At 73.5% G+C, this 23,165-nt stretch carries 19 protein-coding genes and 2 tRNA genes; 18 read left to right on the top strand and 3 right to left on the bottom strand.

The genetic code is table 11. The features are described from left to right. Positions 1 to 32 precede the first annotated feature (32 nt). The gene (locus tag FB457_RS12870; protein WP_145781915.1) at positions 33 to 2,144 is read right to left on the bottom strand and encodes a glycosyltransferase family protein; all 2,112 of its coding nucleotides are present in this window, start codon (positions 2,142 to 2,144) and stop codon (positions 33 to 35) included. A 347-nt stretch (positions 2,145 to 2,491) separates the two neighbouring features. On the opposite strand from FB457_RS12870, the gene proB reads away from it, so the two are divergent. The 5 genes from proB (at position 2,492) to FB457_RS12845 (ending at position 7,815) form a co-directional block, all read left to right on the top strand. Continuing rightward, positions 2,492 to 3,613: a glutamate 5-kinase gene (proB, locus tag FB457_RS12865; protein WP_078898221.1), complete on the top strand. Its 1,122-nt coding sequence runs from the start codon at positions 2,492 to 2,494 to the stop codon at positions 3,611 to 3,613. A 272-nt stretch (positions 3,614 to 3,885) separates the two neighbouring features. Then, the gene (locus FB457_RS12860) at positions 3,886 to 4,371 is read left to right on the top strand and encodes a hypothetical protein (RefSeq protein ID WP_047015767.1); all 486 of its coding nucleotides are present in this window, start codon (positions 3,886 to 3,888) and stop codon (positions 4,369 to 4,371) included. Between the two features lie 208 nt (positions 4,372 to 4,579). Then, positions 4,580 to 5,857: a glutamate-5-semialdehyde dehydrogenase gene (locus FB457_RS12855; RefSeq protein WP_047019908.1), complete on the top strand. Its 1,278-nt coding sequence runs from the start codon at positions 4,580 to 4,582 to the stop codon at positions 5,855 to 5,857. Positions 5,858 to 6,051: 194 nt separating this feature from the next. Continuing rightward, on the top strand, positions 6,052 to 6,546 hold the full coding sequence (locus FB457_RS12850; protein ID WP_253911206.1) for an SCO2584 family spore wall biosynthesis protein: 495 nt from the start codon (positions 6,052 to 6,054) through the stop codon (positions 6,544 to 6,546). A 186-nt stretch (positions 6,547 to 6,732) separates the two neighbouring features. Further along, a complete protein-coding gene (locus FB457_RS12845) occupies positions 6,733 to 7,815 on the top strand; it encodes an SCO2583 family membrane protein (protein WP_145781913.1) in 1,083 nt (360 codons plus the stop codon). A gap of 153 nt (positions 7,816 to 7,968) precedes the next feature. Here the strand turns inward: FB457_RS12845 and FB457_RS12840 are convergent, their stop codons facing one another. Continuing rightward, the gene (locus tag FB457_RS12840) at positions 7,969 to 9,045 is read right to left on the bottom strand and encodes a M48 family metalloprotease (protein ID WP_145781911.1); all 1,077 of its coding nucleotides are present in this window, start codon (positions 9,043 to 9,045) and stop codon (positions 7,969 to 7,971) included. A gap of 240 nt (positions 9,046 to 9,285) precedes the next feature. On the opposite strand from FB457_RS12840, the gene FB457_RS12835 reads away from it, so the two are divergent. The 6 genes from FB457_RS12835 (at position 9,286) to FB457_RS12810 (ending at position 13,175) form a co-directional block, all read left to right on the top strand. Continuing rightward, a complete protein-coding gene (locus FB457_RS12835) occupies positions 9,286 to 9,465 on the top strand; it encodes a hypothetical protein (protein ID WP_047019907.1) in 180 nt (59 codons plus the stop codon). Further along, positions 9,462 to 10,061, top strand: a complete 600-nt coding sequence (gene nadD, locus FB457_RS12830; protein WP_047019906.1) for a nicotinate-nucleotide adenylyltransferase — start codon at positions 9,462 to 9,464, stop codon at positions 10,059 to 10,061. The genes FB457_RS12835 and nadD overlap by 4 nt, the downstream gene beginning before the upstream one ends. 97 nt (positions 10,062 to 10,158) lie before the next feature. Then, on the top strand, positions 10,159 to 11,847 hold the full coding sequence (locus FB457_RS12825; RefSeq protein ID WP_145781910.1) for a LytR C-terminal domain-containing protein: 1,689 nt from the start codon (positions 10,159 to 10,161) through the stop codon (positions 11,845 to 11,847). Positions 11,848 to 11,947: 100 nt separating this feature from the next. Then, a complete protein-coding gene (rsfS, locus tag FB457_RS12820; protein WP_047015762.1) occupies positions 11,948 to 12,379 on the top strand; it encodes a ribosome silencing factor in 432 nt (143 codons plus the stop codon). Then, positions 12,372 to 13,007, top strand: a complete 636-nt coding sequence (locus FB457_RS12815; protein ID WP_145781908.1) for a histidine phosphatase family protein — start codon at positions 12,372 to 12,374, stop codon at positions 13,005 to 13,007. The genes rsfS and FB457_RS12815 overlap by 8 nt, the downstream gene beginning before the upstream one ends. A gap of 95 nt (positions 13,008 to 13,102) precedes the next feature. Continuing rightward, positions 13,103 to 13,175 (top strand) — tRNA-Ala (locus tag FB457_RS12810). A 135-nt stretch (positions 13,176 to 13,310) separates the two neighbouring features. Here the strand turns inward: FB457_RS12810 and FB457_RS12805 are convergent. Then, positions 13,311 to 14,264 (bottom strand): MmyB family transcriptional regulator, encoded by a 954-nt coding sequence (locus FB457_RS12805; protein WP_145781987.1) that lies wholly within the window; start codon positions 14,262 to 14,264, stop codon positions 13,311 to 13,313. Between the two features lie 107 nt (positions 14,265 to 14,371). On the opposite strand from FB457_RS12805, the gene FB457_RS12800 reads away from it, so the two are divergent. The 7 genes from FB457_RS12800 to FB457_RS12770 all read left to right on the top strand — a co-directional run bounded on the left by FB457_RS12800 (position 14,372) and on the right by FB457_RS12770 (position 23,160). After that, complete coding sequence (locus FB457_RS12800; protein WP_145781906.1) at positions 14,372 to 15,865, top strand: MFS transporter; 1,494 nt, start codon at positions 14,372 to 14,374, stop codon at positions 15,863 to 15,865. 246 nt (positions 15,866 to 16,111) lie between these two features. Further along, complete coding sequence (locus FB457_RS12795; protein ID WP_026276023.1) at positions 16,112 to 16,345, top strand: hypothetical protein; 234 nt, start codon at positions 16,112 to 16,114, stop codon at positions 16,343 to 16,345. A gap of 39 nt (positions 16,346 to 16,384) precedes the next feature. Next, positions 16,385 to 16,457, top strand: a tRNA-Ala gene (locus tag FB457_RS12790). Between the two features lie 173 nt (positions 16,458 to 16,630). Next, entirely contained in the window at positions 16,631 to 19,513 is a 2,883-nt protein-coding gene (gene leuS / locus FB457_RS12785; protein WP_047015759.1) for a leucine--tRNA ligase, read from the top strand. Positions 19,514 to 19,709: 196 nt separating this feature from the next. Then, positions 19,710 to 20,471, top strand: a complete 762-nt coding sequence (locus FB457_RS12780) for a hypothetical protein (RefSeq protein ID WP_047015758.1) — start codon at positions 19,710 to 19,712, stop codon at positions 20,469 to 20,471. Positions 20,472 to 20,582: 111 nt separating this feature from the next. After that, positions 20,583 to 21,437 (top strand): DegV family protein, encoded by an 855-nt coding sequence (locus FB457_RS12775; protein WP_047015757.1) that lies wholly within the window; start codon positions 20,583 to 20,585, stop codon positions 21,435 to 21,437. A gap of 1,039 nt (positions 21,438 to 22,476) precedes the next feature. Then, positions 22,477 to 23,160, top strand: a complete 684-nt coding sequence (locus tag FB457_RS12770; protein ID WP_347614091.1) for a ComEA family DNA-binding protein — start codon at positions 22,477 to 22,479, stop codon at positions 23,158 to 23,160. The last annotated feature ends 5 nt before the right edge of the window (positions 23,161 to 23,165 follow it).

The following is a 23,165-nucleotide window of genomic DNA, read 5'->3' as shown; positions in this document are numbered from 1 at the left end:
GTCTGTCACCGGGTCCGTGTCCGGGACGCGGCCTAGACGCCCGCCGGCTCCTCCGGCTCCAGCTCCAGCTCCTCCGCCGCGTCCCGACGCTGAGAAGGGATATCGGACTCCCCTCGCGCTTCGATGCGCGCCGCGCGCGCGTCCGCCTTGGCGCACAGCGCCACCGCGGCGGCGTTGAAGCGCACCAGCGACGGCGGTTCCGACGGCCCGAGGAGGTGCTCCTTCAGCTCCGCACGGGCCCGTACCAGCGTGTCGTGCTCCGGGTCGCGGACAGCCTCCAGCAGGGCGGGGATCTGCTTCGCCCTCGGGCCGAGGATGGTCCCTGCCCGCACGGTCGGGAACTCCGCCTTGAACTCCGCCTCCGTCATCCCGCTGGTGTTGGCGACCGCGTACGGCTTCTCGCTGGTCAGGTAGTCGGAGATGACGCTGGAGACATCGCTGATCAGCACGTCCGCCACGTTGAAGCAGGCGTAGATGCCGGGGCGGGAGTCGGTGATGATCTGGTGCTCCCAGACGGGCAGCGAGGCCCAGTACGCCTCCTCCCACGCGGCGGTCGCGGCCTGTACGGCCTCGGCCCTGCCGGCCTCGGGGGAGGACTGCACGAGCATGCGCTCGACCTCGTCGGCGCCGGTGCGGAAGGTCGTGGTGGCCAGTTCGTCCAGCTCCGCCTGGACCCGGGCCAGCTCAGCGGCGGCCTCGGGGCCCGGCCGCTCGGCGCCCCGGCCGCCCGCGCCCTGGCCGCCCGCGGCGGCCTCGGCGACCATGGCCGCGTTCGCCTCGGTGATCATCGCCTGGATCCGCTTGTTGGCCTCGCCCGCGCGTGGGTCGACCGAGCCGGTGAGCGGGTGCGGCTTGTACAGCAGCCGCACCTGGGGGTCGGCGAGCAACTCGCGCACGATGTTCTCGCCGGCCAGCACGACGGAGGTGTTGCCGGGGTTGCCGTCCCAGCCCTCCCAGGTGGGGGCGTACAGCACGGTGGTCAGGCCGCCGGCGGGCGGCGGTCCCGCGTACGGGCGGATCGGCGCGAGCTGCGGGCGGCCGACCTCCATCACGTCGCGGTCGTCGACGCCGATGTCGGCGAGCTGGTAGCGGGCGCGGGCCGCGGGGCCCGCCACCCACACCTCGTCGTACGCCTTGGCGTACGGGTTGCAGCTCGACAGCTTGTCGCTCTCGCCGTGGTTGGTGAAGGCGTGCTTGATGGTGGGGATGCGCAGCACCTGCGAGGTCTTCCCGGAGTTCGCCGGGTGCAGCAGCATCTTCAGCGTCGAGTGCTCCAGCAGCATCAGGTCGGCCACCTTGGGCAGGCAGACGATCGGCACGTCGGTGGCGGTGATCTTCTGCACCATGAAGCGCTCGCGGAGCACGATCAGCGGCTTGCCGTCGAGGGCGGCCAGCGTGGAGACCCACATGTTGGCCTGGTACGCCGAGGTGGCGCCGCCGGAGAAGTAGAGGCCCACCGTCGGCTGGTACTCCTGCAGCCAGGCGGCGAACCACTCGCGCACCCGCTGGTCGTCGGCCGTGCGCTTCGCGGGCAGCAGCCAGGTCGCCAGGTAGAGGGCGCCGCCCCCGCTCAGCGCCAGCGAGATGCCGAGGCCCAGCACGCCCCACACCGCGTCCGCGGTGGCGGCGGTGGTCAGCAGCCCGACCGTGACCGGCACGGAGAGGTACAGCAGGCGGTGGCTGGAGCGGCGGGCGAGGATCCGCGGCGGCGCGGGCGCGAGGCCCAGCGCGGAGACGTCGACGTTCCGGGTGACGACCGGCACGGTCCGGTCCCGGCGCACCATGATCGTGACGCCCTGGATGAGGAAGTGCACGAGGTACGACGAGAGCAGCATGACCGTCAGCGCGGACTGCTCCCGCAGCGGCTCGATGCCGTCGATCTGCAGCAGGCCGAAGAGGATGAGCATGTCCCGCAGCAGCTGGCGGACCATGACGTCGAAGCGGACCCTGCTGAGCAGGGAGAGCAGCCCGGGCTGCCGGTGCTGCAGGTAGAGGTCGAGGGCGAGCCCGCCCGCGGCCGCGGCGACGAGCAGGGGCACGTTGGGCTTGAGCGCGCCGACGAGCTGCGCGCAATACGCTGCTAGCAGCGTTGTCAGCGCCATGAGCTGCACGGCGCGGCGGGGGGCGATACCGGCGAAAGGCACGGGTGCTGACTCCTGGCAGGGAGGTCGTGAGGACGGTCCCGGGACCGCCTGGTTCCGGGGGTGGTAGGGAGTTGACCCCAGACCGTATGACGGTCACGGGGCAGGAGACAATTCTCCACCCGGCATGGGCCGCCAATCGGGCGCAAATGCGTGTAGCGGCCCTTGAGGGCCATTTCGTTTCTGATATCAGCCCAGGAATGGAGGGCGGGCGCACCCGCGGAGTCCGCGGAAGCGTGTTCCGGGCGGGTGTCCGTACCGTGGGACGGCGCCGCGGGGCGGCCGGGCGGTGGCGTAGATTCGCAGTTCCGTAGGTATGGGACGCGGGCCGGGAAAGCGCAGGGGTACAGGTGGCAGGGGCGAGTCGGGAAGCCGCGGCGGTTGCCCGCAGGGTCGTCGTGAAGGTGGGGTCCTCCTCGCTGACCACCGCGGCCGGCGGGCTGGACGCGGACCGGGTCGACGCCCTGGTGGACGCGCTCGCCAAGCACGGCGACCGGGAGATCGTGCTGGTCAGCTCGGGTGCCATCGCCGCCGGGCTGGCGCCGCTCGGGCTCGGCAAGCGTCCCCGCGACCTGGCCAGGCAGCAGGCGGCGGCCAGCGTCGGGCAGGGGCTGCTGATGGCCCGCTACACCGCCTCGTACGCCCGCTACGCCAGGCGCGTCGGGCAGGTGCTGCTGACCACCGACGACATGAGCCGCCGCACCCACTACCGCAACGCGCAGCGCACCCTGGAGCAACTGCTCGCCATGGGCGCCGTGCCCGTGGTCAACGAGAACGACACCGTGGCCACCGAGGAGATCCGCTTCGGCGACAACGACCGGCTCGCCGCCCTCGTCGCCCACCTGGCCCGCGCCGACCTGCTGGTGCTCCTCTCCGACGTCGACGGCCTCTACGACGGCCCGCCGGGCGCCCCCGGCGCCTCCCGCATCGCCGAGGTGCGCCACCGCGGTGAGCTGGCCGGGGTCCGGCTGGGGACCGCCGGGCGGGCCGGGGTGGGCACCGGCGGCATGGTGACCAAGGTGGAGGCCGCCAGGATCGCCACCGGCGAGGGCGTGCCCGTGGTGCTGACGTCCGCCGTGCACGCGGACGCGGCGCTGGCCGGGCAGCCCACCGGCACGTACTTCCACCCCACCGGGCGGCGCGCCCGCGGCCGGCTGCTGTGGCTCGCGCACGCCTCCACCCCGCTGGGGGCGCTGGTGCTGGACGACGGCGCGGTACGGGCCGTGACCGAGCGGCGGACGTCGCTGCTGCCGGCCGGGATCAAGGAGGTGGAGGGCCGGTTCACCGCGGGCGACCCGGTGGAGCTGCGGGACACCTCGGGCCGGGCGGTCGCGCGCGGGCTCGTCGCCTTCGACGCCGAGGAGCTGCCGCGGCTGCTCGGGCGCTCCACCCGCGAGCTGGCCAAGGAACTGGGCCCGGCGTACGAGCGCGAGGTCGTGCACCGGGACGACCTGGTGGTGCTCGACAAGTGAGGCGCGAGGGTGCGGCGCGGCAGGCGCGTGCGGCAACCGAGGTGCCGCACATGGCGGGCGGCAACTGACGGTTGACAGGCCGCGGGCGGTACGTGCCGCGCGACGGGCGCCGTACCCCGTGTGAGACCGGCGCGCGGCGCGCGAAAAAACCGGTGTCCCGGCAGAGACCTTGGGCAAAAGCACCACGGGCGGGCGCGTGGGCTGGTCAACTTTGTTGTATGGGGCTGCCGCGGCGCGCAGCCCGTTGCAGACTCGTATTCAGGAGGCCGCCCGTGACACAAGGGCGTCCAGGGGCGCTGCCCCGGGGAACGGCACAGCGGACGTTGAACAGCGTCCAGGGGACCGGAGGTGGGCATGCGGGCAGCGCGGAGGAGCCGGGGGCCGTGGCGGACGCCGACGGGCCCGCCGCCGGCGGTGCCCACCGGCTGTGGCACGTCACGCTGAGCGTCGCGGGACCCGAGGCACCGCTGAAGGAGATCAGACGCGGTCTCGAACGGCTGGCGCACGACCATCCCTTCCTGCTGACCAGCCGCTATGCCAACGACCACGCCGAGATCCGCTACTGGGAAGAGGCCCGCGACCTGCACGACGCGGCGGCGGTGGCGCTGCGGCTCTGGGGGGAGCACCGGGCGTCGGCGCAGTTGCCGCCGTGGGAGATCGTGGGGCTCGAGGTGATCGCCCGGGAGACGTACCACCAGCGCATCGCCGACGGGTACGGGCCCGCCCCGGCGGTGCCGGTGGGGGTCCATCCGTTCTGAGCCGCGCCGGGCGACCGGGACGGCCGCGGTCCGTAGCGGGCCGTACGGGGGCGTACGCTCCGGCGCGCGCGGCAGCTTCCGCGCCCCGGGGCGGCTACCGGCGCACGCGCACGAGGTGAAGCGCGAGAGCACGCACCCGCCGGTGCCGTGTCTCGCGGAGTGATACGGCCCGTCCACGATGTCGGCACCGCCGACTACCCTGCACGGCATGAGCAGCGAAACCCAGTCCCCGGTCCGCCAGGCCGCCCAGCGGGCGCGTACCGCGGCGGCGATGATCGCCCCGCTGCCCCGCGCGGCCAAGGACGCCGCCCTGCTGGCCGTCGCCGACGCGCTTCAGGCGCGCGCCGCGGAGATCGTCGCGGCCAACGCCGAGGACGTCGCCCGCGCGCGGGCCGACGGGGTCTCCGACGCGATCGTGGACCGGCTGACGCTCACCGAGGAGCGCGTCGCGGGCATCGCCTCCGACGTCCGGGACGTCGCCAAGCTGCCGGACCCCGTCGGCGAGGTGGTCCGCGGCTCCACGCTGCCGAACGGCCTGGAGCTGCGCCAGGTGCGGGTGCCGCTGGGCGTCGTCGGCATCATCTACGAGGGCCGGCCCAACGTCACCGTGGACGCCGCCGCGCTCTGCCTGAAGTCGGGGAACGCGGTGCTGCTGCGCGGCTCCTCCTCCGCGTACGCCTCGAACACCGCCCTCGTCGCCGTGCTGCGCGACGCGGTGGCCTCGGCCGGGCTGCCGCCGGACGCGGTGCAGTTGGTGCCCGGGCAGGGCCGGGAGTCCGTGCACGAGCTGATGCGCGCCCGCGGCCTGGTCGACGTGCTGATCCCGCGCGGCGGCGCCGGTCTCATCCGCACCGTCGTCGAGGAGTCCACGGTCCCGGTGATCGAGACCGGCACGGGCAACTGCCACGTGTACGTGGACGAGCACGCCGACCTCGACCTCGCCGAGAAGATCCTCGTCAACTCCAAGGCGCAGCGCCCCAGCGTGTGCAACGCCGCCGAGACCGTCCTCGTCCACCAGGCCGTGGCCGACGCGTTCCTGCCCCGCGCCCTGCGGGCCCTTGAGGCCGCGGGCGTCACCGTGCACGGGGACGACGCCTGGGTGAAGGCGGGCGCCGCGGCCGGCGTGGAGGTGCGGCTCGCCGACGACGAGGACTGGGCCACGGAGTACCTGTCGTACGACATCGCCGCGGCCGTGGTGCGCTCCCTGGACGACGCGGTGGCGCACATCCGCCGCTGGTCCTCCGGGCACACCGAGGCCGTCGTCACCCGCGACACGGGCGCGGCCCGCCGCTTCACCGCCCTGGTGGACTCCGCCGCGGTCATGGTGAACGCCTCCACCCGGTTCACCGACGGTGCGGAGTTCGGCTTCGGCGCGGAGATCGGCATCTCCACCCAGAAACTGCACGCCCGCGGGCCGATGGGGCTGCCGGAGCTGACCTCGACGAAGTACGTCGTCACGGGCGACGGCCAGCTCAAGGGCCAGTAGCCGGGCGCGTCGCCGCCGAACGGCCCAGCGGGGCTTCACGACCCGCGCGGACGCGTCCGGGCCGCGAGGAGGCCGTACAGGCGCCTTCCGGGGCCCGTCCCACCCGCCCCGCGGGCCCGCCGGAGTGGCGGGACCCTGGGTCCGGCTCCCGCGCTGCCTGGCGCATCCCGACTGTCCCGGTTTACGCTGGTCGGGTGCCGGATGATGTGGGGGGCAGGCCACCGTACGCCGACGGTGACGAGCCCGACAGCCACCACCACGGAGGCGCGGACGAGGAGTTCGCCGCCGTGGTGCTCGACGAGGATTTCGTCCGTTCGGCCCACTTCCACGAGCCCAGTGCCGTGGAGCGCATGGTCGGAGCCGCGGAGGCGCGGGCCCAGGCGGAGGCCGTCCTCGACGACGTGGCGAACGACGACCGGATCTACGACGGCTGGGACGACCCGGACGCCCCCGACCCGTACGGCCCCTACGGCGGCGCCCTGCGCCCGTACCGCGGCCACGGGCACTGGCAGCGGCCCGTCGCCCTGCTGCTCGCCCTCCTCCTCGGCGTCGGCATCGTCGCGCTGTCCTTCGCCGCCGTGTACCGTTCCGGCGCCGACGGCCGCGACGACGCCCCGCCCCCCGGCGGCTCCAGCCCCTCGGCCACGACCGGCGCGGACGCCCTCGAACCGTCGCTGACACCGCGCTGACCCCTGCGGAACCCCGTGCGGAACCCCCGCGCGCGCCGCCGCCGATCTGCCGCAACCGCTTCCGCCCGTTTGATCCTCACCCTCCCCCTACGCCCTGCGGGCGTGGGCGGTACCCCCACGGCGCAGCGGCAAGTTGGCGCCGACGCGCCGGTTTACGGGGGGCGCCGTGGACCTACTCTTCTGTATATGGCCGGGCACGAAGGCCCGCCCGACGGGACACCCGAGCGCGCCCCCGGAGGCGGAGACGACGAATACCGCTCCATCGTCTTCGATGAGGCGTTCGTCAAGGCTGCCCGCCTGGAGGAGTACTCCGCCAGCGAGCGCGTCGGCGACCACGCCCCGGCCGTACGCAGCCGCCGCCCCCAGCGGCCCGGCGCCTCCCGGCAGGCCCTGGTGCTCGTCCTGCTCATCGCGCTCGCCTTCGGCACCGCCATCTACATGGGCGTACGCATGCCCTACCGGCAGCCCGGCGCCCCCGCCGCGGCGCCGCTGCGCAGCACCGTCGTCCCCCTGACGCCCGACGGCCCGGTGCCGGGCGGCGAGCCCGACGAGCTGATCGCCGGCAGCCCCGCCGCGGACTTCGGCACCGGCGCCGACGGCATCGACCTCCCGGATCCGGACGCGACCCGGAACTTCACCGAGGAGCAGGTCGTCCAGGCGCTCACCGCGAGCAAGGACTACCTCGTCACCTCCGCGGTCGACGCCCGCACCCTCACCGGCGGCAACGTCCGCGACGTGCGCATCCAGCTCGACCCGCAGCAGCACGGCCAGTTCGACCAGAGCCTCGCCCGCCCCGCCGACGACGGCAGGCACGCCGCGACCGGCTGGATGGTCCGCCTCGACCCCGAGCACGTGCGGCTGGCCGACCGGAAGGTACGGGTCGACGGCGCGGTGACCTTCGCGGAGGTCAGCGACGAAGAGCTGGAGGTGAGCGCGGACCACGTCTTCGTCTACGTGCTGCGCCCGGCGAAGGCGTCCGGCGGGGCCCCCGAGGCGAAGGCGTCGCTCTTCACCGTGCGCCGCCAGGTGCGCATCCGCTTCGACCACGACGACCTGCGCGACCGGCAACTGGAGCTGGCCGAGACCGCGCTGACCGCCGGGCCGCTGGCGTGCACCGCGGACGCCTCGGTGTATCTGCGGCCGCTGCTGGCCGGCGAGCGGGACCCGCGGAAGACGCCGCACGGGACCAACCCGTTCGCGACGCCGGGGCAGTTGAGCGGGTCGCTCTGCGGGGTGCTGGACACGGGTGAGGCGGCGAAGGTGTCGTAGGCCCTGTCCGGCGCGCGGGGGTACGGGCCAAAGGCACGGAGCGCGCGCCCGTACGAGGCGGCACACGCCGTACGAACGACGCCGCCGCCCCCGGGACGAGGGGGCGGCGGATCGCGTACGGTGGGCGCTCGCTGAGCGGAGGGGGGACGGTGCTCAGTTGGGCGAGGGGTCCGCGGGGCCGGAGCCGTCCGCCGGGGCGGAGCCGCCGGAGCCGCGGTTGTTGAAGCGGTCCCGCAGCTTGCCGCCTATGTCGGCGGTCCCGCCCGCGATGTCGTTCACGAGCCGCAGCAGCGGGTCCTTGCTGTTCTTCACCGTGTCCGCGTAGCTGCTGGCCGACTCGCGGAAGGACTCGCGCGCGGAGGCGTCCTTGTCCTCGTCGCGCCGCGGGTAGTGGCCGTCCATGATCCGCTGGTAGTCGCGGCTCTCCGACCACTTCTTCAGCTCGGCGGCGCGGATGGTGGTGAAGGGGTGGCTGCGCGGCAGCACGTTGAGGATCTTCAGGACGGAGTCGCGGACGTCGCCGCCCCGGTCGTACTCCTCGGCCTGCTGGAGGAACGCGTCGACGTTCATCTGGTGCAGGTGGTTGCCGCCGGCGAGCTTCATCAGCCCGCGCATCGACGCCTCCAGATCCTGCCCGACGAGCAGCCCTGCGCGGTCCGCGGACAGCTCCGACTTGCGGAACCACTCCAGCAGCGCGGCGATGATGGCCCGTATCGCCAGGGCGCCCAGCGGGATCCAGGCCAGCGCGAGGGCGAGGTTGGTGAGGAAGAGCATGATCGTGCGGTACACCGAGTGGCCGGAGAGCGCGTGGCCCACCTCGTGCCCGACGACGGCCCGCATCTCCTCCTCGTCGAGCAGCTCGACGAGGCCGGTGGTGACGACGATGATCGGCTCGTCCATGCCGATGCACATCGCGTTGGGCTGGGGGTCCTGCTTGACGTACATCTGCGGGACCTTGTCGAGGTCCAGGATGTAACAGGCGTCGCGCAGCATGTCGTGCAGGTGCTGGAACTGCTGGTCGCTGACCCGCACCGAGTCGGAGAGGAACAGCAGCCGCAGCGAGCGCTCCGGCAGCATGCCGCTGATCGCCTTGAAGACCTTGTCGAACCCGGTGAGCTTGCGCAGAGAGACGAGCGCGGAGCGGTCGGCAGGGTGCTCGTACGCCCGGGACGAGATGCCGGGGAACCTCCGGCGTTCTCGGCTCGGCACGTTCTTGTTGAGTTCAGGCATGTCTGTCCGTCCCCTCCCCGTACGGCTGACCCCCAAGGCTAGTGCGACAACGGGCCGGCGTGGCCGGGAGTTCCGTAGCAGGTTCGTCACGGCATCCGTACTCCACGGTGACCTCGGCGTCCGCGGCGCCGGCCGCGCCCGGCGCCCCCCGATGGCGGAGCCGACGTGGGAGCGGGCCGCGGACCCGCTTACGATGTCGAGGCACGCCCACCCGACGACACCGGATTGGCCACCGTGACCATGAGCGCTCTGACCGCCGCCCACGACCTCGCCGTGACCCTCGCCTCCGCCTCCGAGAGCGGTGGCGGCGGCGGGCACGAGGGCGACTCCAGCCCCAACGCGTACTTCGTCGGCGGGAGCACGCTGTTCGTCCTGCTGCTCCTGCTCTTCATCACCACCCGCTTCAACCGGGACCGCTGAGGGCGGTGAGACGCAGACTGGGCGTGATGGGCGGGACGTTCGATCCCATCCACCACGGTCACCTGGTGGCGGCGAGCGAGGTCGCCGCCCGCTTCCACCTCGACGAGGTGATCTTCGTGCCCACGGGCGAGCCGTGGCAGAAGAGCGACAAGGCGGTCTCGCCGCGCGAGGACCGCTATCTGATGACCGTGATCGCCACGGCGTCGAACCCGCAGTTCTCGGTCAGCCGCATCGACATCGACCGCGAGGGGCCGACGTTCACCATCGACACCCTCCGGGAGCTGCACGGGCTCGAACCGGACGCGGAGCTGTTCTTCATCACCGGCGCGGACGCGCTCTCCCAGATCTTCACCTGGCGGGGCGCGGAGGAACTGTTCTCGCTCGCCCACTTCATCGGGGTGACCAGGCCGGGTCACCGGTTGCACGACCCCGGGCTGCCCGAGGGCAGGGTGTCGCTGGTCGAGGTGCCCGCGCTCGCCATCTCGTCCACGGATTGCCGGGAACGGGTGGCTCGCGACGAACCCGTCTGGTATTTGGTGCCTGACGGCGTTGTGCGCTACATCAACAAGCGAAGGCTTTACCGCGACGGCGGTTGACGCGCAGGATCTACGGAGCGGCGGGGGCCGCACGGGGAGCGAAGGATAAGCACGGGGGGACCGTGGGCGGGGATTGCCCATTATGGAAGGGGCACCAGTGAACGACGGATACCGCGGCCCGCAGGGCCACGACCCGTACCAGGACCCCTACGCCCGCGGCTACGACCCGTACGGACAGCAGGGCTACGACTACGACCGGCAGGGCGCCCCCCAGGAACCCGGCGCCGAGGGCTACCGGGATCCGTCCTCCGGCTACGGGTACGACTACGACCCGTACGCCCAGCAGCCGCCCCCGCCCCGGCAGGGCGCCGTCTACCCGCCCCAGGCCCCCCGGGCACAGCAGCAGCACTACGCCCCGCAGGCCCCGCCCCCGGCCGTCGGGTACGACTACGACTACGACCCGTACGGCCCCGCCGCCCACTCCGGCGAGCAGCCCGTGACGCCCGTACCGCCCGACGGCGAGTGGGGGCGCATCCCGCAGCAGCGGCCGCCGGGGGAGGAGCCCCCCGGCCGGGGCGGGCCGGCGCACGAGCCCCGCGAGTACGCCACCGAGCAGTTCTCCTTCGTCGAGGACGAGACCGAGTCCTCCGAAGACGTCATCGACTGGCTGAAGTTCACCGAGAGCCGCACCGAGCGCCGCGAGGAGGCCAAGCGGCGCGGGCGCAACCGCCGCGTCGCGCTGCTGCTCGCCATGGTCCTCGCCGTGCTCGGCGGCACCGGCTATCTGTGGGCCACGGACCGCCTCCCCTTCGTCGGCGGCGACTCGGCGCCGGCGGAGGCGGCGGAGGAGAAGCGCGACACCCTGGTGGTGCACCTGCACGACACCGACGGCGGCGGCAGCGCCACGGCGCTGCTCGTGAACAACGCCAGCACCGGCAAGGGCACCACCGTGCTGCTCCCCAACGACCTCGCCGTCTCCGGCGACGACGGCACCGCCACCACCCTCGGCCAGGCCGTCGACGAGCAGGGCGCGGGCGCCACCCGGGACGCGATCGACGCGCTCCTCGGCTCGCAGATCAAGGGGAGCTGGCGGCTGGACACGCCGTATCTGGAGATCCTCGTGGAGGGCGTCGGCGGCGTCATCCTCGACGCCGACGCGACTGTGCCGGGCGCGAAGAAGGGCGAGGAACCGCTGGTCGAGAAGGGCGAGAAGCGCAGGCTCAACGGCGAGCAGGCCATCGCCTACGCGACGTACCAGGCGGACGGCGAGCCGCAGACGGCGCAGTTGCGGCGCTTCGGGCAGGTCATGCAGTCCGTGCTGAAGCAACTGCCGAGCGACACCGCGGGCGCCAAGAGCCTGGTGAAGTCCATGGGCATGGTCCTGGACCCGTCCCTGTCCGAGGCCGAGCTGGCCGCGTCGCTCGCGTCGCTGTCGGAGCTGGCCAAGGAGGGCGCGTACGCGACCGAGACGCTGGAGGTCGGTGGCGACGGGCGGCCGAGCGAGCAGGCCACGCAGAAGGTCGTCGAGGACGTCCTGGGCGGCACGGTCAAGAACCCCGGCGGGGCCACGGCGGCGCGGGTCAGCGTGGAGAACGGCGCGGGCAGCGCGAAGCCGGCGGAGTCGGCGAAGGTCGCGCTGGTGAACGGCGGCTTCACGTTCGTCGACGGCGGCCAGGCGGCGGAGCCGGCAGCGGCCTCCGAGGTGCGCTACGCGGACGCGGCGGCGAAGGAGCAGGCCGTGCAGGTCGCCAAGACGCTGGGGCTGCCGGAGAAGGCGGTGACCAAGGGCAAGACGCCGGCGAACGCCGACGTGGTGGTCGTCCTCGGGCAGGACTACGAGGGGTGACGGAGCCGGGAGCCACGGCGCTGTCGTACGGGCGTGAGATCCTGGAATACGTATCCGCAGCGATACCCCGAGTTCCCGACAGAAGTGGACAGCCCTGCCCGTGACCGCAACGGACCGCTCCATCGACCTGGTCAGCACCGCGGCCCAGGCCGCCGCCGATAAGCTCGCGCACGACATCGTCGCGTACGACGTCAGCGACGTCCTCGCCATCACCGACGCCTTCCTGCTCGCCTCGGCGCCCAACGACCGCCAGGTCAAGGCCATCGTGGACGGCGTCGAGGAGGCGCTGCTGAAGGAGCGCGGCGCCAAGCCGGTGCGGCGCGAGGGCGAGCGGGACGGCCGCTGGGTGCTGCTGGACTATTCGGACATCGTGGTCCACGTGCAGCACTCCGAGGAGCGGGTGTTCTACGCCCTGGAGCGGCTGTGGAAGGACTGCCCCGAGCTGGACCTGCCGCCGGACGCGGTGGCCACCCGCGGCCGCGCCGCGGAGTACGCGGAGGCCCACGGTGACGGGGCCCGGCGGGATGCGTGACCGCCGGATCGTCCTGTGGCGGCACGGCCAGACGGCCTGGAACCTGGAGCGGCGCTTCCAGGGCCAGACCGACATCGAGCTGACCGAGGCGGGCGTGCTGCAGGCGCGGCGCGCCGCCCGGCTGCTGGCGGCGCTCCGTCCGGACGCGATGATCTGCTCCGACCTGCTGCGCACCCGTGCCACGGCGGCGGAGCTGGCGTCGCTGACGAACCTCCAGGTGACGTACGACAGCGCGCTGCGGGAGACGTACGCGGGCGTCTGGCAGGGACTCACGCACGAGGAGATCATCGCGCGGCACGGCGAGCAGTACGCGGCGTGGAAGCGCGGTGAGCCGGTGCGGCGCGGCGGCGGGGAGCTGGAGACCGAGGTCGCGGACCGGGCGGCGCCGGTGGTGCTGGCGCACGCGGACAAGCTGTCGGAGGCCGGCACCCTGGTGGTGGTGAGCCACGGCGGCACGATCCGGACGACCATCGGGCGGCTGCTGGGCATCGAGCCGCGCAACTGGGAGGCGCTGGGCGGGCTGTCGAACTGCAGCTGGTCGGTGCTCGGGGAGTCGGTGCGCGGCTGGCGGCTGCTGGAGCACAACGCGGGCAGCCTGCCGGAGCCGGTGCTGGGCGACGACACGTAGCTCCCGGGCGGCCTCCGGTAACCGATTTTTGTTTCCGGGCCCCTTCCGGCTAAGCTCTACCTCGTTCGCCCCGCGGTTCGGCAGGGCGACTGCAAGGGGCTATAGCTCAGTTGGTAGAGCGCTTGCATGGCATGCAAGAGGTCAGGAGTTCGATTCTCCTTAGCTCCACAAAACCGGCCGGCGACGAGTGCCCGCGGAAAGCGCGGACCATGTCGCCTTTGTCGTTTCTGCGCGGACTTCGTCCGCGCCTGGCGGGGGCTTCGCCACCCGCGCCCCCTCCACTCCCGCAGCCCCGCGCTCTGTTCACCCCGCCCCCGTCCCGCTGGGGCGGGATTCGCCGTTCTCCGGCCCCTTCAGCGCCGCCTGGCGGGCGCGCTCCTCGGAGAGGGGGCGGGCGTGGGCCGGGCAGCCGATCAGGGGGTCCGCCAGCGTCCGCAGGCAGTCGAGCAGCTTGCGGCTCATCTCGTCCGCGGGGGTGTAGACGACGATCCGGGTCTCCGGCGCGCCCGTGATGGACAGCGACGTCGACACGCAGCGCAGCTCGCCGACCGAGGCGTGCTGCACGACCTTGATGCGCGAGCCCGGCGGGGCCACGTCCCCGCTGCGCCACATCTCCGCGAAGTCCTCGCTGGTCTCGGAGAGGGTGCGGATCAGCCGCTCCCAGGACGGCTCGCCGACGTGCCGCCCGTATGCCCCGCGGAACGTGGCGACGAGGATCGGCAGCTCCTCGTCCCGGTTGACCATCGCGCAGCAGCAGGCGCGGGCGGAGAAGAGCTGCCACAGCACGTTCCGGCCCTGCGGTCCGGCGGCGCGGACGGCGGGGAACATGCGCTCGTACAGCTCGTTGGCGGCGAGCACGTCATAGCGCGAGTTGTAGACCGCCGCGGGCAGGTCCATGGCGGCCAGGATCCCCAGCACCTCGGGGCCGATGGACTGGGCGGCGGCGGCCGGCTCGGGCGCGTAGGGCACCTCGGCCAGGTGGTAGAGGTGCTCGCGCTCCATCGCGTCCAGGCGCAGGGTGCGCGCCACCGCGTCGAGCACCTGGGGGCTGGCGTTGATGCGCCGGCCCTGCTCCAGCCACGTGTACCAGGTGACGCCGACGCCGGAGAGCTGCGCGACCTCCTCGCGGCGGAGCCCCGGGGTGCGGCGCCGCGGCCCCGGCGGCATGCCGACGTCCGCGGGGGTGATGCGCGCCCGGCGGCTGCGCAGGAAGGCCGCCAGCTCCGGCCTGCGGCGTCCGGTCGCCATCGTCGTCATGCTCATCTCCCCAGGGTCAGGGCGTTGCGCCCGCCGTGCCAGGTGCTGTCAGTACCAGCATCGGCAGACTCTCACTACCAGTACGACGCTCGGGGGATGCTCGCTGCATGCCTGACACCACCACGACGTCCCCCGGCGGCGGGAGCGCGCTGGGCGCCGCCGCCGTCTCCAGTAAAGCGCGCGGCACCGACAACGCGGCCGGCACACGTACCGGCTGGCTTCTCGGCATCGTCCTCGCCGGGCAGTTCATGGCGCTGCTCGACGTCTTCATCGTCAACGTCGCCGCCCCCACCATGCGCACCGACCTGGGCACCTCGGGGGCCGAGCTGCAACTGATCATCGCCGGGTACGTCATCTCGTACTCGGTGCTGCTGATCACCGGCGCGCGGCTGGGCGCCATGCTCGGCCACCGCCGCATGTACCTCGGTGGCCTCGTGCTCTTCACCGCCGCCTCCCTCGCCTGCGGGCTGGCCGCCACCTCGGGACAGCTCATCGCGTTCCGGCTGGTGCAGGGCGCGGGCGCGGCGGCGATGATCCCGCAGGTGCTCAGCCTGATCCAGCGCAACTTCACCGGCACCGAGCGGGTCCGGGCCCTCGGCGTCTACGCGGCAGTCCTGGCCACCGGCGCGGCCGCCGGGCAGATAGCGGGCGGCCTGCTGGTCAGCGCCGACCTCTTCGGCTGGAGCTGGCGCCCGGTGTTCCTGGTGAACGTGGTGGTGGGCGTGCCGCTGCTGGTGCTCGGCGCCCGGCTGCTGCCGCCCGACGAGCCGCGGTCCGCGGCGGGCGGCGCCCCGTACGGCGGCGTCCTCGACCGCGGCGGGCTGGTGCTGCTGGCGGCCGCGGTGACCTTGTTCACCGTGCCGCTGGTGCTCGGGCAGGAGCTGGACTGGCCCGTCTGGGGCTGGGTGATGCTGGGCGGCAGCGTCGCGGCGGCGGTGGCCTTCGCGGCGTACGAGTCGGGCCTGGCCCGGCGCGGGGGCGTGCCGCTGTTCCCTCCGCGCGTGGTGCGTGCGCCGGGGATGCCCGTGGCCGTGGTGCGCTCCGGGCTTGCGATGGTGCTCAACGGCGCGTTCATGTTCGTCATGGCGCTGCACCTGCAGTCGGGGCTCGGCTTCGGCCCGCTGCGCGCCGGGCTCACCTTCGTGCCGACCGCCGTCGCCTTCGGGGCCGCCGGGCTGACCTGGCAGCGGCTCCCGGAGCGGCTGCACCCGGCGCTGGTGCCGGCGGGCTTCGTGACGCTCACGGTGTCGTTCCTGGCGGTGGGCCTGGCGATGCGCGGCGCCGGCGAGGGCGGCCCCGGCTTCTACGCCGGGCTGACCGGCGTCGGCCTGGGCCTCGCACTGGCCTTCAGCCCCAACCTGACGGCCGCGCTCGCGCTCGTACGTACCGAGGATGCGCCGCACGCCAGCGGGCTGCTGACGACCACCGCACAGCTCGGCGGGCTCATCGGCGTGGCGACGATCGGCACCCTGTATCTGGAGCGCGTGGGGGCGCTCACGGCGCGTAGTTCCGCGGACGCGGTGTGGTACGCGCTGCTCGCGCTGGCCGCTGTGGGGGTGCTCGGGCTGCTCGCGGGGGTTCGGTACCGGTATCGGCGCTGACCACCTCGGCCGCGCGTGGCAGAATCACAGCATCCTCACAGGGCGGAAGCCGAAGGGAGGGGCTGCGAGATGCCTTCGTGCGCCACCAGGAGGCAGCCGGCGGCCGGGTCCCGCAGGCCGGGAGCCATCCGCGCCTCCGCCCTGCACTGTCCAGCCTGCGGTTCCTCGCACGTCGCGCAGGTGCTCGGTGACAACGGCGGAGTGTCCTATGTGTGCACGGCCTGCGGCCATAGCTGGAGCTGAGTGATGGGAGCACACAGCAGGAAGTGCGACTGGTGCGGAAACGGCACCCCCATCGTGCGCGACATGGAGCCGCTCAACCCCGACTACCAGTACTGGTGCGAGGAGTGCGCGCGGGCGCTGATCATAAAGGGCGATCCCATCGAGACGTACCGCGAGCTGGAGGGCGAGCCGATCTACGGCCGGCTGCTGGACGAGCACTGCACGCTCAAGCGCTTCTACTCGTTCGCGACCGCCTGATCCGCCACCGCCGCGGTGGGGTAGGGTGAAGCCCGCCCAGGGGCTATAGCTCAGTTGGTAGAGCACTTGCATGGCATGCAAGGGGTCAGGAGTTCGAATCTCCTTAGCTCCACTCGGCTCCCCTTCAGGCTGCGATATCCTGAGCGCATGCGTGCCCGACGCCTTCTGCTTAGCGGGCCGCGCTGACGGCAGGAAACACTCAGCGCGGCGTCCCCTCCTGTGCGAGGGGTTTTTTCGTTTCCGCATCCGGACCGCAGGCAGAGACCACCAGGAGCTTTGAGGACGATGAGCAGCGAGACGACCACCGCCGCCGCCACCGAGTCAGTGCCGCCGACGGCACCGCACCGCTACACCGCGGCCCTGGCGGCCGAGATCGAGGGACGCTGGCAGGACTTCTGGGAGCGCGAGGGCACGTACGCGGTGGACACGGCCGCGGCGTCGGACCGGCCCCGGAAGTTCATCATGGACATGTTCCCGTACCCCTCGGGCGCGGGCCTGCACGTGGGCCACCCGCTGGGGTACATCGCCACCGACGTCTTCGCCCGTTACGCGCGCATGACGGGCCACGACGTCCTGCACACCATGGGCTTCGACGCCTTCGGCCTGCCCGCCGAGCAGTACGCCGTGCAGACCGGCACCCACCCGCGCGTCACCACCGAGGCGAACATCGTCTCCATGCGCCGCCAACTGGGCCGCCTGGGCCTGGGGCACGACCGGGACCGGTCGTTCGCCACGATCGACCCGGACTACTACAAGTGGACCCAGTGGATCTTCCTGCAGATCTTCGAGTCCTGGTACGACGAGGAGGCCGGGGCCGCCCGCCCGATCGCCACCCTGGTCGAGCAGTTCGAGACCGGCAAGCGCGAGACGCCCGACCGGCGGCCCTGGGGCGAGCTGACGCCCGAGGAGCGCGCCGAGGTGCTGAGCGGCTACCGGCTGGCGTACGCCTCCGACTCCCCGGTCAACTGGTGCCCCGGCCTGGGCACCGTGCTGGCCAACGAGGAGGTCACCGCGGACGGCCGCTCCGAGCGCGGCAACTTCCCCGTCTTCAAGGCGAATCTGCGGCAGTGGATGATGCGGATCACCGCCTACGCCGACCGGCTGCTGGCCGACCTGGACGAGCTGGACTGGCCCGAGGCCATCAAGCTGCAGCAGCGCAACTGGATCGGCCGCAGCGAGGGCGCCCGCGTCGACTTCCCCGTTGGGGGTACCACCCACGCGAGCGAAGCGAGTCGTGGGGGAGGCCACGAGGGCACCCGGATCTCCGTCTTCACCACCCGCCCCGACACCCTGTTCGGCGCCACCTACATGGTGCTGGCGCCCGAGCACCCGCTGGTCGACGGCATCATCCCGGCCGGCTGGCCGCAGGGCACCCACGAGGTGTGGACCGGCGGGCACGCCACGCCCGCGGAGGCGGTGGAGTCGTACCGCGCGCAGGCCGCCGCCAAGTCCGACGTGGAGCGGCAGGCGGAAGCCAAGGAGAAGACCGGCGTGTTCACCGGCGCGTACGCCCTGAACCCCGTCAACGGCGCGCGCGTCCCCGTCTTCATCGCCGACTACGTCCTGATGGGCTACGGCACCGGCGCCATCATGGCCGTACCCGGACAGGACCAGCGCGACTGGGAGTTCTCCGAGGTCTTCGAGCTGCCCATCATCCGCACCGTGCAGCCGCCCGCCGACTGGGACGGCAAGGCGTACACCGGCGAAGGACCCGCGATCAACTCCGCGGGCGACGGCATCGACCTGAACGGCCTGGAGATCGCCGACGCCAAGCGGAAGATCATCGCCTGGCTGGAGGACAACGGCGTCGGCGAGGGCACCGTCAGCTTCCGGCTGCGCGACTGGCTCTTCAGCCGCCAGCGCTACTGGGGCGAGCCCTTCCCGATCGTCTACGACGAGAACGACGTCGCCCACGCCCTGCCCGAGTCGATGCTGCCGCTGGAGCTGCCCGAGGTCGAGGACTACTCGCCGCGGACCTTCGACCCGGACGACGCCGGCAGCCGCCCCGAGACGCCCCTGTCGCGGAACGCGGACTGGGTGAACGTCACGCTGGACCTGGGCGACGGCTCGGGGCCGCGGCGCTACCGGCGCGAGACCAACACCATGCCCAACTGGGCCGGCTCCTGCTGGTACGAGCTGCGCTACCTGGACCCGCACAACGCCGAGCGGCTGGTCGACCCGGCGATCGAGCGCGCCTGGATGGGCCCGGCCGAGGGCAAGCCGCACGGCGGCGTCGACCTGTACGTCGGCGGCGCCGAGCACGCCGTGCTGCACCTGCTGTACGCCCGCTTCTGGTCCAAGGTGCTGTACGACCTGGGGTACGTCTCGTCCGCCGAGCCGTTCCACAAGCTGTTCAACCAGGGCATGATCCAGGCGTACGTCTACCGCGACGCCCGCGGCTTCCCGGTGCCCGCCGCGGAGGTCGAGGAGCGCGACGGCGGCTACTGGTACGGCGGCGCGCAGGTCCGGCGCGAGCTGGGCAAGATGGGCAAGTCCCTGAAGAACGCCGTCACGCCGGACGAGATCTGCGCCGAGTACGGGGCGGACACGCTGCGGCTGTACGAGATGGCGATGGGCCCCCTGGACGTCTCCCGGCCCTGGGACACCCGCGCGGTCGTCGGCCAGTACCGGCTGCTGCAGCGGCTGTGGCGCAATGTCGTCGACGAGTCGACCGGCGCGGTCACCGTCGTGGACGCCGAGCCGGACGAGGCGACGCTGCGGGCGGTGCACAAGGCCGTCGACGGGGTCACCAGGGACATGGCGGGGCTGCGCTTCAACACCGCCATCGCGAAGGTGACCGAGCTGAACAACCACGTCACCAAGCTGCCGGCGGTGCCGCGGAGCGTCGCCGAGACGCTGGTGAAGCTGGTCGCGCCGCTGGCGCCGCACGTCGCCGAGGAGCTGTGGCACCGGCTGGGGCACGGCACCACGGTGGTCTACGAGCCGTTCCCGGTCGCCGATCCGCGGTACGTGGCCGACGAGACGGTGACGTGCGTGGTGCAGGTCAAGGGCAAGGTCAAGGCCCGGCTGGAGGTGCCGCCCGACATCACCGAGGCGGAGTTGGAGGCGGCGGCGCTGGCGGACGAGTCGGTGGTGCGGGCGCTGGGCGGAGCGCAGGTGCGGAAGGTGATCGTACGGGCGCCGAAGCTGGTGAACGTGGTCATCTGAGGCCGCCCGGCGCCTTCGTGCGAGACGCGGGAGCGGCCGCGGGCGGTCCCCGGGGGGCGTTCCCTAAGGGACGATTCCGGGAGGGCCGGGGGCCTGCGGGGCCGCCCGGCCTTTCCCGTACCCGTACGCTGGAGGGCAGACCGCCTGCCGTGGCCGCCCGGGGCTGCGCGGCCCGAGATGGAGGGATGCGGACCTCATGGACGTCGTCGTCGCTCTGCTGGCGCTGTTCTTCGTGCTCTGTGTCGCGGCGGGCGTGGTCCTGACCGTGAAGGCCACGCGGGCGGTGAAGCGGGGCGTCGAGCGCACGGTGGCCGACACCCGCAGAACGGTCCAGGAGACGACGCTCAGGGCCCGCCGCGCGGTGCAGCCCGGCGCGGCCGGCGACATCGCGGGCCTGCGGCTCTCCCTGCGCAACTCCATCGACGCCACCCGCCGCGAGCTGGAGCACGCGGTGCAGGGCGACCCCGGGCTGCGGGAGTCGATCGGGCTGCTCGACCGGCTCCACGAGTACGCGCGCCAGGTCGACGGCGAGCTGCGGCACCTGGAGCGGGAGCCGGACAAGTCGCGCATCGCGGAGCGGCTGCCGGAGCTCCGCGGCCGCGCGGAGCGGATCGCGCAGTCGGCGAACTCGCTGCGCTGGGCGGCGCAGGACCGCGCGCGGCACACGGCCCAGGACGAGGACGGGCTGGACGCGCTGACGACGCAGATCGACCTGGAGACGGGCGCGCTGCGGCACTGGACGCCGGCTGACGGGCAGGAGACCACCGCCCCGGGCGCCGCGTCGTCCGAGGGGCCGTCCAAGGCGGCTCCCGGTGAAACGGCGCGGCCCGCGGACGGTGCGGGCCGGTCGCCGAAGCAGCAGCCGGCCCTGTCGTCCGGCGGGACGACGGAGGGGCAGGACGCCTTCCAGGCGCTGCTGTCGAAGATCGAGAAGATGCGCAAACCGGAGTCGGCGTAGCGCTGTCCGGGGCCGGGACACCGGGCGACACCTCGGCGGACCGCCTAGCCCGTACGCGCCGTGCGGGCCCTCGGATGCGGGGTGTTCGGCAAGCCCAGTAGTGTCTTGGGCATGTCCTCCGATGTCGCGATCGTCGCCGATTCCACGGCCTATCTGCCTCCCGAGGCGATGCGGCGGCACGGCATCATCTCCGTCCCGCTGACCGTCGTGCTCGGTGACCGGGCGCTGGAGGAGGGCACCGAGATCTCCGCCCGCTCACTGGCCGAGGCGCTCCGCAAGCGGAACCCGGTGACGACCTCGCGGCCCGGTCCGGCGCTCTTCGCGGCGACGTACCGGAAGGCGGCGGAGGCGGGCGCGCGGGGCATCGTGTCACTGCACCTGTCCGCGGAGTTCTCCGGGACGTACGACGCGGCGGTGCTGGCGGCGAAGGAGGCGCCGGTGCCGGTGCGGGTGGTGGACACCCGCATGGTGGCGATGGCCCTCGGCTTCTGCGCGATCGCCGCCGCGGAGGCGGCGGAGGCGGGCGGCACCGTGGACGACGCGGTGGAGGCGGCGGAGCGGCGGGCGGCGGGCACCTCGGCGTTCTTCTACGTCGACACCCTGGACTACCTGCGCCGCGGCGGCCGGATCGGCACCGCCCAGGCGCTGCTGGGCTCGGCGCTGGCGGTCAAGCCGCTGCTGCGGCTGGACGGCGGGCGGATCGAGCTGCTGGAGAAGGTCCGCACGGCGAGCCGGGCGATCCTGCGGCTGGAGGAGCTGGTGCTCGAACGGGCGGCGGAGGGCCCGGTGGACGTCGCGGTGCACCACCTGGCGGCGGCGGAGCGCGCGGCGGAGCTGGCGGACCGGCTCCGGGAGCGGGTGCCGGGGCTCGGGGAGCTGCATCTGAGCGAGGTGGGCGCGGTGATCGGGGCGCACACGGGGCCGGGGCTGCTGGGCGCGGTGGTGTCGCGGCGGGGCGGCGCGTAGCCGCGGGTTGTCCACAACCGGCGAGTTATCCACAGGAATTGCCGGTGATCAGCGGGGGTGGGGGCGGGGCTCGTACCTTCGGGCCATGAGCGCACGAACGGGTACGGAGACCAGGGGACCGGGCCGCCACGAGCCGCGCGGCCGCCGTCGGCGGGGGAGCGGGGCGGCGGGGCCGCCGCGGACCACGTCGCGGGAGCACCTGCGCCACAGAGCAACGACGATGCTCGGCCCGCCTGTCCGCCACCCCACGGACGACCCGCGCCCGCACCTCCGCTGGACGAGCAAGGACCCGCCCCGCTTTCCCCGGAGGGAGACCGGCGGGGAGAGTGCCGAGGGGCCGCGGCCGGCGAAGCCGGGACGGTCGGCCGAGGGCCTGAGTACGGCCGGGGAGCCGCACGGGCCGCAGCCCGCAGAGCCGGCCGCGCCGCCGAGTCGGCACCCGAGCGCTCCGCCTCCAGCGGCGGAGGAAGCAGGCCGAGCGGCGCCCGGTGCCTCGTCGTCGCCGTCGCGCTCACGCACGGACGGCACCGATCGGCAACCGCCCGAGGGCGGTTCGGCACGGCGCGCTGTCCCGCCCGCGTGGGCACCGCGGGACGCGGACGGCGAGGCGCGCGGGCCGGGATCGCAGCGGCGCGTCGTCGGCCGGGACGCGGGCAGCGGCGCCGCCGGAGCGGCGGTACCCGCGCCGGAGCCTCCCTTTGACGAGGGCGTACCGGATCCGCCCGGGCCGCGGCGGCAGTTCGTCCGCCGGGGCGCGGGCAGCCGTGACGGCGGGCCGATGCCGGCCCGTGGCTCTGCGCCCGCTCCCGCTCCCGCACCCGTCTCCGGCTCTGGGCCTGCCCGGCCACCCACGCCCATGTTCGCCCCCGCCTCCGCCCTCGCCCCCGTGGCCACGCCTGCCGCCGCGCCACCCCGCCCTGCCGCCGCTTTCCCCCCTGCCCCGCGCCCTGGGCGTGCCGCTTCTCCGCCCGAGGGGGACGGCGGCCGACCCGCCCGCGACCGCGGGGAGGTGGGGCGATGGGAGCGGTGGGGGGTTGCGGTGCGGGAGCGGTTGCCGGTGTGGATCCGGCTGCGGTGCGGGCTGGAGCCCGGGACGTGCGCGGCCCTGGTGCTGGTGCTCGTCGCCGGGGTCGCACTCGCCGCTTATCACTTCTGGTCCGGCCGTCCCCAGCCCGTACACCCTCCGGAGGCACGCGGCTCGGCGCCGTCGCCTGCCGCGGAGGCGGCGGTGCCGGATACCGCCGGGGAGCCCGGCGCCAGTGCGGCAGCGGACGTGGTGGTGGACGTCGTCGGCAAGGTGCGCGAGCCGGGTGTCCACCGGCTGCCTGCCGGGTCCCGCGTCGAGGACGCCTTACGCGCCGCGGGCGGTGTCCGCCCCGGCGCCGAGGCGGACGGCCTGAACCGGGCGCGGCCGCTGGTCGACGGTGAGCAGATCGTCGTCGGCGAGCCGCCGCCCGCGGCGTCGGTCGCGCCACCGGCCCCCACCCCGAGCCCACCGGCGGGAGGCGGTTCGCCGGCGGCCGGACCGAGCGCGGTGGTGAGCCTCAACTCCGCGACGCTGGAACAGCTCGACGCCCTGCCGGGCATCGGCCCCGTGCTGGCGCAGCACATCATCGACTTCCGCGACCAGAACGGAGGCTTCACCGACATCGAGCAACTCCGCGACGTGAACGGCATCGGTGACAGCCGCTTCGCGGACCTCCGCCCCCATGTCCAGCCGTGACCCCG

Source organism: Streptomyces sp. CNZ287, from assembly GCF_007827615.1.
This window is presented reverse-complemented; position numbering and strand designations above follow the sequence as displayed.